The organism is Comamonas sp. 17RB (genome assembly GCF_030056555.1).
Lineage (GTDB): Bacteria > Pseudomonadota > Gammaproteobacteria > Burkholderiales > Burkholderiaceae_C > Comamonas > Comamonas terrigena.
Window position 1 is genome coordinate 535,473 of the sequence record NZ_JASHHY010000001.1, and the last position, 15,055, is coordinate 550,527.

The window sequence follows — 15,055 nt, forward strand, 5'->3', positions numbered from 1 at the left end:
GAAGCCGCTGGCGGCGCACCCCCGTACGACAAGGCCAAGCCTCGGCGTACCAGGGTGTGTCCGCTGCGCTTAGAACGACCAGCGCAGCTTCACGCTGGCAGAGTGGTCGCGCTGGCCGCTGCCCATCTCGCCCTGGTAGCCCAGCACCAGAGCGGCGCTGCGCGACAGCGCCACATCCGCCTCCAGGCCCAGCACGGCGGTGTTGCGTGCCAGCGGGGTGCCGGCCACGGTGAAGTTCTGGCTGCCTTCAAACGCCATGGTCTTCTTGCCCGTCACATCGCCAAAGGCATGGCGCCAGCCCACGGTGGCACGCAGGCGGCCTTCCTTGCCGGCCAGCTGGAAGTCGCTGTGCACGCGCAGGCCCAAGGTGGTGCTGGCCAGGTCGTCGGTGCTGCTGCGGCCCTTCAGCGCAGCAAAGCCGCCGTGCTCCTGGAAACTGCCGGTGCGTTGCTGGCCCAGGCTTACGCCCGCAAAGGGCTCAAACCCCACCTTGTCGTACTGGCCGATGGCGTAACCCACTTCAGCAAACAGCTGCGCCGTGTGGGCGCTGTAGTCGGCCTTCAGGGTCTGGCCCAGGCTGGTCACGCGGCGTGTGGTCTCGATGTCGTGCCAGGTGTAAGCCAGGCCACCCAGCACATTGATGCGCGGACCCGTGCCGGTGCCAAAGCTCTTGCCGCCGTAGACCGCCGCGCTGTAGCTATTCACATCCGACTCGGAGGAACGGTCTGCCACCCTGCCGTCGGCATTGGTGTAGCCCACAGAGCCACCCAGGCGCCATCCGCTGGTGCCCACTTCCTCGTCCATGCCCAGGAACAGGCCGGTGGTGCGTTGCTTCAGCTGTGCGGCATTGCCGTCACCGTCATAACGCTGCCAGTGACCCACCACCTCAGCCCATGCGGGCAGCGCCTTGGACGACGGCCAGGCCGATGCCGGCAGCGGACCATCGCTCTGCGCCACAGGTGCACCGGCACGGAAGCCGGCCGTCATGTTGTTGCGCAGATGCTGGCCGCTGATGCCGGGGGCAAAAGCGCCCAGGCCCACCAGGCTGCTGCCCACGCTGGCCTGCACTTCGCCGGACAGGCTGGCCAGCACGGCAGCAGGCGTGCCTGCTGGCAGCTTCTCCACAAACTGGTAGAGCGCGCTGCTGCTGGGCAGGCTGCTGATGGCGTTGGCCGCAGCAGACTGGTTGCGCGTGTCGGCCAGCTCGGCAAAGCCCATATTGCCGCCACCGGTGCTGCTGCCCTTGCGTGCCAAGGTCAGCGTCACATCGGTGGTGACCTCGTTGGTCTTCAGATAGTCCAGCCCCACATTCAGGTAGGCATAGTTGGATTCAGCAGCACTGAAGGTGCCGTTGACCTGGCCCGCATGCAGGATGGTGTAGGTCTTGCCCACCTGGAAGTCGGTGGCGGCATTGGACACCGTGCCCACATGCAGCACATTGCCTGCCAGATTGGCAGTACCTGCCACATCAATACGGCTGCTGGCGCCCGAGCTGGGGTCCACATTCACCCGGTAGGTCGAGCCGGCCTGGAAGTCCAGGCTACCCACCGCCAAGGTGGTGCCACTGGCCACCTCCAAAGCAGCGGCATTGCCCACGGTGACGTTGCCCGTGCCCAGTGCGCTGTTGTGGGCCGCCACCAGCGTGCCGGCGTTGATGCTGGTACCACCGCTGTAGCTGTTGGCGCCAGACAGGGTCAGCACACCGGCCCCGGTTTGGCTCACCGCACCGCTGCCGCTGATGAGGTTGGCCACGCTGACAGCGTCGCTGCGGTTGAAGGCCAGGGTTCCGTTGTTGACCACGGCGCCAGTGCCCAGATTGCCGCTGGTGCCCCCATTGCCGATCTGCAGCGTACCGCCGTTGATGGTCGTGGTGCCGGTGTAGCTGTTCGCTCCGGAAAGCACCAGCGTGCCGTCGCCGTTCTTGGTCAAGGACTTGCCATCCCAGTGGGTACTGGGGTTTGCCGCTTCATCGCCCAGGGCCACAGCCACTTCAAACTGCTCGGTAGCACCCGCCAGCGTGAAGCCACCGTGGGCCAGGTTGTTCTTGGCCGTCCAGCTCAGGTCATAGGTGGCCAGATACTGCGTGTTGTCGGCAGACTTGCGCGTATTGAGCGTCAGATAGTCCACCGGCCCCGCAAAGCCGCCAACGGACACGGTGCTGAAATCACCGCTGATGCCGTTGTCCGTGGAAATCAGCACCTGATTCAGCTGATTGGGCGAACTGATCCCCGTCAGATTGAAGCCCACGCCGCTACCAATCTGCGCACTGGCAGCATGCAGGCTGGCACCGGTGGCATGCGCGCTGATGGACAGTTCAGAGGCGTTGTCCAGCACAAGCGCATCCCCTATGTTCACCACGGCGCTGGAGGCCACACTCAGGTGGGCATTCCCGGCCACGTTGACACTGCCGCCCAGGTTGCTGTTGGCACCCGAGAAGTGGAGCGTACCGGCATTGATATCGGTATCCCCCAGGTAGCTGTTGACGCCCGCCAGGGTATGGGTACTCACACCATTCTTCACCAGGCTGCCCTGGCCGCTGACGGTACCGGACAGCGTCAGGTCCTTGTCGCCCGCCAAGGACAATGTGCCGCCCACAGCGATGTCGTTGGCAATATTCAAGGCGGTGGTGCCATCTATCTCTGCATTCCCGTTGATGGCCAACGTGCCAGAGCCCAATGCCTTGGCATTGCCAAGCTTCACGCTACCGGCGTTGACCGTGACACCGCCGGAGAAGTCGTTGGCGGCATTCAGCACCAGGCTGGCGTCGCCGTTCTTGGTCAGGCCCTTTGCGCCGCTGATCTTCCCCTCCAGGAACAAGGCATGGCTGCCTTCCACCGCCAAATCAGCATCAAGCAGAACCTTGTTGACAACCGTCAGTGCGCTGCTCACATCCAATGAAGAGAGTCCGCTCACGGTCAAGGTGCCGCTGCCCAGCGCATCGGCATTGCCCAGGTTCAGTGTGCCGGCCTGAAGAGTTACGCCGCCGCTGAAGCTGTTGGCGCTGTTCAGGGCCAGCGTGCCGTTGCTTTGCTTGAGCAGACTGCCGGCACCGCTGACCTGGCCGTTCAGGGTCAGGTCGTTGCTGCCGACCACGGCCAGGGTGCCCGCCAGATTGACGGTATTGCCCAGTGCCACCGCGCCCAGGGTGCCCAGCGAAGTACCGTTGCCAGCAGTCAGGGCACCCGATCCCAGCGAACCGTCGACACCCAGAATCAGGCGACCCGCATTGAGCGCAACCCCACCCTCGAAGGTATTCACGTTGCCCAGAGTCAGGAAGCCGTTGCCATTCTTGACCAGACTGCCATTGCCGCTGACCACGCCGTTCAGGGTCAGGTCGTTGCTGCCTGCCAACTTCAGCGCGCCGTTCACAGCGACCGCGTTGCCAAGAGTGACCGCTTGGTTGCTGTCCAGGGTGGTGCCGGTCGCGGTGGTCAGGCCGCCTGTGCCCAGGGCGCTGTCATTGCCCAGCACCAGGGTGCCACCGTTGAGCTGCGTTCCGCCGGTGTAGCTATTGTTGCCGTTGAGGACCAGGGTGCCCACATCCAGCTTGTTCAGGGTACCGGTGCCGGTCAGCGGCAAGTCCAGGGTCGCCGTAACGCCCGCATCGGTGCGCACAGCAAAGGCGGTGCCATTGCGGTTTTCAATGTTCAGCGAGCCATTGGTTCCTGCGACCAGCTGGTAGCCATCGGTCATGAACTGCATGCCGGTAACGGTTTGCTTGCCCTCTACGGTAACAGTGCCTGTGTCCCCCTGGAAAACCGCGAACTGGTTTTTCCAAGTGTCGTTAGTAAATCCGTCAAACTCGACCCAGTTGTTGGAGGTCGAATTCCACACCCCGTTGCCGCCTTCAACCAGGCCGTTATCGGTCGTATCGGTGCCGTCCCAGAACTGCATGATCAGGTCTGGCGAGTAGATCGCCACATTGACCTGGCCGTTTGCGGCATTGAGGGTCATGTTGGCGGCAGTGGCACCATTCGGTACATGGCCAAAGGTGATCCCATTATTGACCAAAGAATTTCCATAGTTGAACAGGCGGTAGACGCCGTTGCCGTAGGCCCCTGCGTCATAGACGTTCAGCGTGCCAGCAAGCGTCAGGTTGCCGGACACGTTGAACATTGCGTCAGACAACGCAAGCGGCGAGCCCAGGTGGACATCAATATTGCTATTGGCCGACAGCACCAGCGAGCTCATGTTCAGCACCTGGCCGGTGGCACCCACCAGGTGCCCGCCGTCGGCGATGGTGGTGGTGCCCTTGACGGTGCCGGACCCCGTGAGTGTTGCGCCGGATGCGACGTTCAAGCCGGCGCCACCGCTGGTCGGGCCCAGGGTACCAGTGACCTTGAGGGTACCAGCCGTGACCTGGTTCAAGGCGCTGTTGGTGCTATTGCCAGTCAGCTCCAGCACACCACTGCCAACCTTGTTCAGACCGCCGATCCCGGTGATCTGGCCGGCAAACAGACTATCGCTGTTGTCGCCGCCAAGCGACAACACGGTATTGACGGACAGATTGGCGATGCCGGGGCCGGTCAGACTGCCAATCGCCAGATTGCCGCCGATGTTCAGCACCGTACCTGACGCCAGACTGGCCGAAGCCAAGCTACCCAGCGAACTGGTCCCTACCGTCGTGACATAACCCCCCAGCAGGTTCAGCTTGCCGTCGAAAGCATTGTTGCCGATCAGCAGCAGTTCATCATTGCCCGTCTTGTTGAGGGTGCCGCTGCCGCTGATCTTGCCGAAGGAAACGATGGGTGCGTTGGTTTCCAGGGTCAGTTCGCCGTTGACCGCAATATCGTTGGTCAGGTCACGTGCCTGGTTGGCACGCAAGGTGGTTGCTGCATTGGCGGTGACCGCGCCGGTACCGAGCGAGCTGTTGTTACCCAGCACCACAGTACCGCCGTTGAGCGTGGTACCACCGCTGTAGGTGTTGGCGCCGTTCAGCACCAAGGTGCCAGCATCCATCTTGTGCAACTCGCCGCTACCCGCCAGCGTGACACCCAACGTCGCAGTGACACCGGGGTCCACGCGCACCGGCGTAGAGCTGCCAGCCAAATTCAATGTATTGTTCCCGGTACTGGCTCCAATAATGCTGTAGCCGTTCGTGAGGAACTGCATGCCGTTGACAGACAGGTTCCCGTTGACTGTCACCGTGCCCGCCGTGCCTTGGAACACGGCGAATTTGTCGGCCCAGTTGTGGCTGTCGGCGCCATTGAGCGTGGTCCAGTTGCTGCCCGCTGCATCCCAGGTTCCGGAGCCACCCTGGATGGTGCCGTCACTTGTCGTCTGCGTCCCGTTCCAGAACAGCACGTTGGAGCCGCCCACCACCAGGTTGACCTGGGAGCCCACGGCCGTCTGCAGATCCAGGTCGCTGGCTGCCAAGCCTCCTGTCACCGTGCCGATTTGCAGGCCGTTGCCACTGAGCGTGCCTGCGTAGTTCACCAGCCGGTAGACGCCGGTGGCAAAACCTGCGGTTTGGTTGACGTTGAGCTTGCCATCCAGCGAAACATCGCCATTGACCGTGATGGCCGCACGCGGCGTATTGCCCTGCGTGCTGATGTCCACATCCAGGTTGGCGTTGGGCGCCATCGTCAGCGAACCCAGGCTGACGGAATGGGCCGTGTTGACGGCCAGGTGTCCACCATCCGCCACCTGCACGGCACCGGTCAGCGCGCCCCTGGCAGCCAGGGTGGCCCCACCATGGACCTGCACCAGGTCGCTGGCCAGCGAGCCGCTGACCTTCAGCGTACCGCTTTGAACGTCAGTATGGCCGCTCAACAGGTTGACGCCGGTCAGTGCCAGTTCGCCGCTGCCCATCTTGACTAGGTTGCCGCTGCCCATGAGGTTGCCAGCAAACACACTGTTGTGGTTGCCTGTGCCCAGGGTGATGTCGGCACCGGAAGCCAGTTGCACAGCGCCGCCGCCAGTCAGCGTGTCCAAGACGGTACTGGTGCCCAGCTTGAGCGCCGCGCCAGATGCCACGTTGACGGACGTGGCGTGGCCGAGTGCCCCACCCACAGCGGCATTCAGGGTGCCTGCAGCGACATCGACCTTCCCGCTGAAACTGTTGTTGCCGGACAAGGTCAACTCGGCAATACCGGCTTTGGTCAGTCCACCCGTTCCGCTGATGGTGCCCTGCAGGTCCAGGTCGTAATCGGCGGCGACAGTCAGATTCCGCTGCAGCGCAACGTTTTGACCCAGTGCGAAGGAATTTTGATTGAGAAGCGTGGCATCACCACCCACGGTGACCGCTCCGCCACCCAAGGACTCGGCTTGCCAAAGGCTCAGTGTCCCGCCATTGAGGGTGGTGCCACCCTGGTAGGTCTTGGCGCCATACAAGGTCAGATTGGCGGCGCCGTTCTTGACCAGGCCGCCCGTGCCGTCGACGTCCCCGATCAGGGTCAGATCGGCGGTACCACCGATGTTCACAAGACCATTGATGGTGATGCGGTTGCCGACGCCGACGGCCGTGTTGCTGTCCAGGGTGCTGCCCGCAGCCGCGGTCAGATGCGCACCGTTGAGGGCGAAGTCTCCACCCAGCACCAGCCTGCCGGCATTCAGCGCGATATCGCCAGTAAACGTGTTGTTGCCGTTGAGGATCAGGTCGGCAGTGCCGTTCTTGATCAAGTCGCCGGTACCGCTGATGACGCCATTGAGGGCCAGGGCGGAAGTACCGCCAATGAACAGGTTGCCCGCCAGGGTGACCGCGTTACCCAGGGTTGCCGCGGTGTTGGCATCCAGGGTCGTATTGGCGGCGGTGGAAAGCGTGCCGGTGCCCATTGCAAAGTTGCTACCCACGACCAGGGTGCCGGCGTTGAGCAATACACCGTTCTGGAACAGGTTGTCGCTACCCAGGGTCAGGGTTGACGCGCCATTCTTGGTCAGGCTGCCGTTGGCGCCGGAAATTTGGCCGTTGAGGGCCAGGTCATTGCTGCCTGCGATATTCAGGTTGCCGAGCAGGACCACATTGGTGCTGACGCTGCGCGCAGCGTCGGCGTCCAGCGTGGTGTTGGCGCCGGCCTGCAGGCTGCCGTTGCCCAGCGCGGTATTGCTGCCAACGATCACCTTGCCGCTGGCCAGGGACAGAACCCCAGCAAAGGTGTTCGACCCGCTCAGCGTCAGGTCGCCGGCGCCGTTCTTGATGATGGCGCCGGTACCGCTGAGCGCACCGCTGAAGGTGGTGGCCGCGGTATTGCTCAGCGTCAGGGTGCGGGTGCCCACGTTGATGGCGTTAGCAATACTGAGCCCGCTGGCATCCAGAGTGGAGTTGGAGGTCAGCGTCAGCTGCCCGGTACCCAGGGCCGTATTGTTCTGCAGCACCAGGGTGCCGCCGGCCAGGGTCGAGTTGCCGGTGAAGTCGTTGGCACCGCTCAGGGTCAGGGTATTGGCACCCGTCTTGATCAGGCCGCCGGTACCACTGATCTTCCCTTGCAGTGTCAGGTTGTTGGTACCAGTCAGCGTCAGGTTGCCGTTGAGCTGGACCAGGTTGTTCAGGGTCTGGGCAGTGGCGGTATCCAGAGCCGCCGGACCGCCGACACCGGCGGTGATAGTCCCTGCGCCAGCCGCGCCAGCGTTGCCCAGAATCAGCTTGCCGCCGTTGATATTCAGGCCACCGCCAAAGTTGTTGGCGCCGCTCAGGGTCAGGTCCGCGCTGCCGGTCTTGGTCAGCGAACCGGTACCGCTGACCGCACCGCTCAGGGTCAGAGCCGAGTTGCTGTTGACAGTCAGGTTGGCGCCATTGAGCGAGATGCCATTGCCCACGGTCATTGCCGAGGTGGTGCTCAGCGTGCTGGCACCGGTCACGCTCAGGGCTTGCGCGCTAAGGGCTGCCGCATTGCCCAGAGTCAGGGTGCCGGCTGCCAGGGTGGTGGTGCCGGTGTAGGTGTTGGCGCCACTGAGCGTCACATTGCCGCTACCGGTCTTGGTCAGGCCGCCGCTGCCACTGAGCTCACCGGACAGAGTCAGGGCATTGCTGGAACCGGTCACCGTCAGGCCGTTGGTGTCGAGGGTGATGGGTTTACCGATGGTCACGTTGCTGCTGGCAGCGCCCAGACCACCGCCGTTGGCGGTCACTGTGGCAGCACCATTCAGCGCGTTGGCGTCGACGTTCAGGACACCACCATTGAGCTGAACCTCTGTGCTTGAGCTACCACCCGCGAACAACTGATTGGTCATCGTCCAAGTACCGCTTTGGACGTTCAGTTTGTTGAAGTTGATGTACTTGCTACCGTCGATGACTCCCGAACCGGCGGTTCCTGAGCCACCGCCAATGGCATTCACCAGGTTCAGGGTATTGCCGTTGTTGAGGGTACCGGCGTTGACCACGCCAGCTGGTGCATAGGCAATGCCCAGCCCACCCAGAACGCCGAGGTCCACACCTACTCCGGCCCCCGCACTGACCGACGACCCCGTGACCGCATTGAACGTGTTGGCCCCACTGCCCGCACCCAGGTGGATACTGCCGTTGACCGTGCCGACATTGGTGAAGACGTTCCCAGCGGAGGACGCCTGCATGGCCACCCGGCCAATGATGGTGCCGTTGTTGGTCACCACATTCTTTGCGCCGCCGCGCAGTGCCATCACAGGAATGTCTTCGGCCAACACTGGCGCACTCAGTATGGCCGTGCCGCTGATCAGCCCGGTGTTGGTAACGGTGGTGACACCACCTGCGCCGTTCTGCACCACCAAGCCAATGCCGCCAAGCCCCAGCAGGTTGACTCCAAGCTGCGAGGACGTGCCCATGATCTGGCCCGAGGCCAGGTTGTTGACCGTCACCGTGCTGCCGGCTGCGTTGCTGAGATTCAGACCGGAAGCCAGGGAAGCCAGGCCCGGCAGCAGCGAAGGGTCGATACGCCCGGCGTTGTTCACGGTGATGCCGGTACCGGTGAGCGACACCGCGTTGACTACGTCGACAACGCCGGGATAGATCTGCGCGCCGTTCTGCACGTTGACCGTCAGGTTGCTGGTCGAGGAGACCAAGCCGATCGTCACACCAGTGCAGGAGACGGTAGGTACAACTGTTGTGCACACTGCATGGGCGGGCGTTGCTGCTACGCCCCCGCAGACTACGGCAATTGCGCTCGCAATACCGCGCCAGCTCACCAGCAGCCGGTCGGCCGACGACACACTATGCCCTTCCACGGTGCTGGCAGCGGCGCTGCCGCCCGTGCGCGCCGTCTCAGGTGCTGCCACCCAGGCTCCCAGTGTGGCGTTCCAAATGCTCCGGTAAATGCGATTCATGCTGACAGTCCCTCAATGCGCTTGTTGTGGTGTCCCATAGCCAGGGTGACGGGAACCGTCAGCACCTCTATGAGAATGAAACATGCAATAGAAAATTACAAATGTTTGCAATCTAGCGCAGATGTATCCGAGTGCAAATACCTGAATTTGGGTATTTTTATAAGCGCCGCCAATCCATCATGGGTGTCGTAAGCAGTCACTGCCGAACCAGATTGCTTTGAGCCTTCACCCCCAGCCCACCAGTACTGCACCCACGGTCGTATGACCGGAAAGCCCCACCGCTGCGCGCGCACAACAAACCAGACACATACGAAACAGTTGCCGCCCAGCTAGGGCGCATGCCGTATCGCGTTTCTCTCTCATTCCTCTCGGCGCCCATGTCCTCGCCCGTATCCTCGCCCATGAAAAACCCCTGACGGTTTGCACCGGCAGAGGGGTTGGCAGGCAATGCGCTCCGCGCTTAGAAAGCCCAGCGCAGCTTCACGCTGGCAGAGTGGTCGCGCTGGCCGCTGCCCATCTCGCCCTGGTAGCCCAGTACCAGCGCTGCAGTGCGGCTGAGTGCCACATCGGCCTCCAGGCCCAGCACGGCGGTGTTGCGCGCCAGCGGGGTGCCGGCCACGGTGAAGTTCTGGCTGCCTTCAAACGCCATGGTCTTCTTGCCCGTCACATCACCAAAGGCATGGCGCCAGCCCACGGTGGCACGCAGGCGGCCTTCCTTGCCGGCCAGTTGGAAGTCGCTGTGCACGCGCAGGCCCAAGGTGGTGCTGGCCAGGTCGTCGGTGCTGCTGCGGCCCTTCAGGGCTGCAAAACCGCCGTGCTCCTGGAAGCTGCCGGTGCGCTGCTGGCCCAGGCTCACTGCCGCAAAGGGCTCAAACCCCACCTTGTCGTACTGGCCAATGGCATAGCCCACTTCGGCAAACAGCTGCGCGGTGTGGGCGCTGTAGTCGGCCTTCAGGGTCTGGCCCAGGCTGGTCACGCGGCGTGTGGTCTCGATGTCATGCCAGGTGTAAGCCAGACCACCCAGCACATTGATGCGTGGGCCGGTACCCGTGCCAAAGCTCTTGCCACCATAGACGGCTGCGCTGTAGCTGTTCACGTCCGATTCAGAGGAGCGGTCTGCCACCCTGCCGTCGGCGTTGGTGTAGCCCACAGAGCCACCCAGGCGCCATCCGCTGGTGCCCACTTCCTGGTCCATGCCCAGGAACAGACCGGTGGTGCGTTGCTTCAGCTGCGCGGCATTGCCGTCACCGTCATAACGCTGCCAGTGGCCCACGACCTCAGCCCAGGCGGGCAGCGCCTTGGACGACGGCCAGGCCGATGCCGGCAAGGCGCCATCGCTTTGCGCCACAGCGGCGCCGGGGTGCATGCCAGCAGTCAGATTGCCCAGCAGGTGCTTGCTGCTCAGGCCCGGAGCAAAAGCGCCCAGGCCCGCCAGGCTGCCGCCCACGGTGGCATGGGTATCACCCGAGAGGCTGTTGAATGCGGCTGCCGGTGTGCCTGCTGGCAGCTTCTCCACAAACTGGTAGAGCGCACTGCTGCTGGGCAGGCTGCTGATGGCATTGGCAGCGGAAGACTGATTGCGCGTTTCAGCCAGCTCGGCAAAGCCCATGTTGCCGCCGCCGGTGCTGCTGCCCTTGCGCTGCAGTTGCAGTGTCACTTCGTTGGCGGAGTAACCCAGGCTGGTGTCCAGATAGGCAAAGTTGGAGATGGCGGAGCCAAACGTCCCCTCGATCTGGCTGGCTTGCAGAATGGCGTAGGTCTTGCCTACCTGGAAGTCGGTGGCGGCATTGGACTCATTGCCCACATGCAGCACACTGCCAGCCAGTGTGGCCTTGCCTGCCACTTTGAGCAGGCTGCTGGCAGAAGAATTGGGATCTGCCTGCACCTGGTACAAGGCACCTTGCTCCAGCACCAGATCGCCCGCGACACGCAAGGTACCGTAGGCAGAAGACGCATCCCCCGCCGCAATGGTGGCCCCGCTTTGCACGGTCACCACCGAGCCTGTGCTGCCCACGTTGCCCGTACCTGCCAGCGTGGCGCCGCTGGCCACCGTCACGGTACCACCCAGCTTGCCGGTGCTGCCCAGCAGCAGGCCGCCATTGGCAACCAGGGTGCTGCCGGTGTAGTTGCTGCTGTTGCCCGTCAGCGTCAATACGCCGGCGCCTGTCTTGGTCAGGCTGCCGCTCCCGCTGATTTTCTGGGCCATGGTGTCATCGCTGGTTTGGTTCAGCTCCAGCACCGCGTTGTTGGTGATGGCGCCGCTGGCCAGATTGGCTGCCGATGCCACCAGGCTGCCGGCGCTGATGATCGTCTCACCGGTCGAGGTGTTGGCGCCTGTCACAGTCAGCTTGCCCGTACCGGTCTTGGTGAAGGTGCCGCTGCCACTGATGGCCTGGGCCAAGGTGGCATCGCTGATCTGGTGCAGCTCCAGGTCCGCATTGTTGGTGATGGCACCGCTGGCCAGATTGGCCGCAGAAGCCACCAGGCGCCCCGCTGTGATCAACGTTCCACCGGTAGCGCTGTTCGCACCAGTCAAGGTGACCGTGCCTGTACCGTCCTTGATAAGGTTGCCGCTGCCACTGACATTACCACTCAAGGTCATATCGTGGCTGCCACCCAGCGTCAGATCCGCGCCCAGCGTGACCGAATTACCCAGCGTGACATCAGTATTGCTTTGCAGCGTACCGGCGCCGTTGACCAGCAGAGCCTCCGAACCCAGCGCATGGTGGTGGCCCACCTCCAGCGTGCCACCATTCAGGCGGGTGCCGCCGCTGTAGCTGTTATCGCCATTGAGCACCAGGGTGCCGCTGTCCACCTTGACCAGGGTGGCGCTGCCGCTCAGTGCCACATCCAGCGTCGCTGTCGCGCCGGGGTCTACGCGGATGAACGCATCGCCATTGCTGTTGCCGACCAGCTCCACCTGTCCACCGGCGGTGCCGGAGTCAGCCACCAGGTGGTAACCATTACTGACAAACTGCAAGCCCGTGGCGCGCTGTATTCCTTCTACCGTCACCGTGCCCGCTGTGCCTTGGAACACGGCAAAACTATCATTCCATGCGCCGTTCAGGTTCCCGCTGCTTGTTGTCCAGTTCGTGTTGCTGCTGTTCCACACCCCGGTTCCGCCCGCGATGGCGCCATCGCTGGCTGTGGCAACACCGTCCCAGAAGCGCACATTGGCGCCGCTGCCCACCACCAGGTTGACCTGTTTGGTCACACTGGTCTGTACCTGCAAGTCGCTGGATTCCACCCCTGTGGGCAAAGTGCCCAGCTCCAGGCCGCCGTCGGTCAAGCTGCCAGCGTAGTCAAACAGACGGTAAACCCCCAGCCCGAAGCCACCGGCATCGGTGATATTGAGAGACCCGTTCAGCACCAGATCACCAGTAACGTTGGCCAGCGCCGTGGTGCTGGCCACGCCCAGAGCGGCATCAATGCGGGAGTCGGCGCTCAAGCTCAACGTACCCACACTCAGCACCGATCCGGTGCCCAAGCCCAGATGACCGCCGTCGCTGATCGTGACATCTCCAGCGATAGTGCCGCTGCCGCTCAAAGCAGCACCGCTGGCCACCGTAACCTGGCTGCTGGCCAGGCTGCCATTCACCTTCAGGGTACCGCTGTTGACCTGGGTGCCACCCTCATAGGTATTGCCACCATTCAGCGTCTGCACGCCAGTGCCGTTCTTGACCAGGCCCCCTGCGCCGTCAATCACCCCGGAAAAACTGGTATTGCCCACACCACCCAAGGTGAGCGTGTTGCCGCCCAAGGCTACAGTGGCCCCCGCCACCCCTGCCAGGGTGCCAATGCTTTGGTTACCGCCCGCTGAAATATCAAAGCCTGTGTCTACGCCAGCCAGATTCACCACCCCTGTGTCGGCCAGGCTGCCACCTGCGCCAATGGCCAGCGTACCTGCATTGATGGTGGTGCCGCCGGTGAAGGTGCTGGCCCCGGTCAGGGTCTGGGTGCCGGTGCCTTCCTTAATCAGGCTGCCGCTGCCGGCGACAGCACCGCTGAAGGTGCCATTGGTGGCATCACCGATGGTCAGCGTGTTAGCACCCATGTTCACCGTACCGCTGCCGATCAAGGTGCCGAACATCTGCGTGCCGTTGCCGGCCGACAGGTCGAAGGTCGCTCCACTGGCCAGGTTGACGATGCCGCTTGCATGCAGGCTGGCGCCTGCGCCCAGGGCCAGCGTGCCGGCGTGGATGGTCGTGTCGCCGGTGTAGGTGTTGGTGCCGTTCAAGGTCAGCGTTGCGGCGCCTTCCTTGGTCAGGCTGCCAGGGCCGGACAGATTGCCATTGAGGGTGAGCTTGTTGCTGCCCAGCACCGTCAGCCCGGCATTCAGCACCATGTTGTTGGCCAGTGTGACGGTCTGGGTGCTATCCAGTGTGGAAGCGCCGTCCACCGTCAAGGCACCAATGCCCAGGGCCCCATCGTTGCCGACCACCAAGCCGCCGGCGTTGAGGGTGACACCGCCACTGAAGGTATTGGCTCCGTTCAGCGTCTGCACGCCGCCGCCATTTTTGGTCAACCCGCCGCTGCCGTTGATCACACCGCTGTAACTGCTGTCGGTGGCGCCGCCCAAGGTCAGCGAGTTACCGCCCAGCGCCACGCTGCTGCCGGCCACGCCGGCCAGCGAACCGATGCTCTGGTTGCCACCGCCACCGGAGATGTCCAGCGTACCGGCACCGGCAAGATTCACCGCTCCGGCGGCCGCCAAGCTGCCGCCTGCACCAATGGCCAACGTGCCCGCATTAATGGTGGAGCCTCCGGTGTAGGTGTTGGCTCTCGTCAACGTCAGAGTGGCCGCGCCGTTTTTAGACAAGCCGCCAGTGCCCGATATCACGCCCGCCAGGTTCAGGGCGTTACTCCCTTGCACAGTCAGCCCGGCATTCAGCGTCACGTTGTTGGCCAAGGTGATGGCCGTGCTGGCATCCAGCGTGGCGGCGCCCCCCACGACCAACGCCCCCGTGCCCAGTGCCGCGTTATTGCCCAGTACGAGTCCGCCAGCGTTGAGTGTGGTGCCGCCGCTGTAGGTATTGGCTCCCGTCAATGCCAATGTGCCCGCGCCGGTTTTTTTCAAGTGGCCGGCGCCAGCCAAAGCGCTGCCCAGGGTAAAGCTGTTTGTGGCATCGGCAATGTCGATACCGCCACCCGCGCTGCCAAGCACCCAGCTGCGGCTGCCATTGCCGGTAAAAGCCGTGCCAGTGACTTGCACAATGCCGCCATTCAGGGTGAGCGCACCGGAGGCGTCCCCCAGGTTGCTGTCGCTGCTGACCGACAACGTGCCAGCAGTGACCGTGGTGCCGCCGCTGTAGGTGTTGACTCCAGCCAGGGTGGTGACGCCGCTGCTGTTATGGACAACCCGGCCCACGCCCGTGATGGCGGTGTCCAAGGTATAAGCAGCGTCGGACTGGTTAAATTGAATCAGTCCATTGTTGGTGATGGACGCCAGCCCGGTAATGCTTCCGGCCACGGCGTCATTTACCAGGGCATTGCCTATGTTCAGCGTTCCATTGCTGTGGATGGTGAAGCTACTGTCAACCTGAAATTGCAGATGGCCCGACAGATTCAGCGTACCGCTGCCGCCTGCACCACCCTGCCCCCCCTGCCCGCCGCTACCACCAGAACCACCAGAAATGGTCGGGCAAGTTCCAATGCAGCCCGGCAATGTGCCACTACTTCCAGCACTACCCGCACTCCCCCCGCTACCCGTGCTACCCGCACTACCGCCCAGCGCCAAGGCAGCCCCGGTGACCACATTGACGACGCCACCGCTTGCTATGTTCAATGTGCCGCTACCACCTGTGCCTCCAACCCCACCTGA

Annotated in this window: 2 protein-coding genes and 1 pseudogene; all 3 read right to left on the reverse strand. The window is 63.3% G+C overall.

Features of this window, described 5'->3' with window-relative positions; translation table 11 throughout:
- Nucleotides 1-69: 69 nt before the first annotated feature.
- Entirely contained in the window at nucleotides 70-8,985 is an 8,916-nt protein-coding gene (locus QM470_RS02280) for an autotransporter-associated beta strand repeat-containing protein (RefSeq protein ID WP_283337990.1), read from the reverse strand.
- A gap of 120 nt (nucleotides 8,986-9,105) precedes the next feature.
- Nucleotides 9,106-9,234: pseudogene (locus QM470_RS21420) on the reverse strand (ESPR domain-containing protein); the annotation flags it as partial.
- 460 nt (nucleotides 9,235-9,694) lie between these two features.
- Nucleotides 9,695-14,704: an autotransporter-associated beta strand repeat-containing protein gene (locus QM470_RS02285; protein ID WP_283337991.1), complete on the reverse strand. Its 5,010-nt coding sequence runs from the start codon at nucleotides 14,702-14,704 to the stop codon at nucleotides 9,695-9,697.
- Between the last annotated feature and the right edge of the window lie 351 nt (nucleotides 14,705-15,055).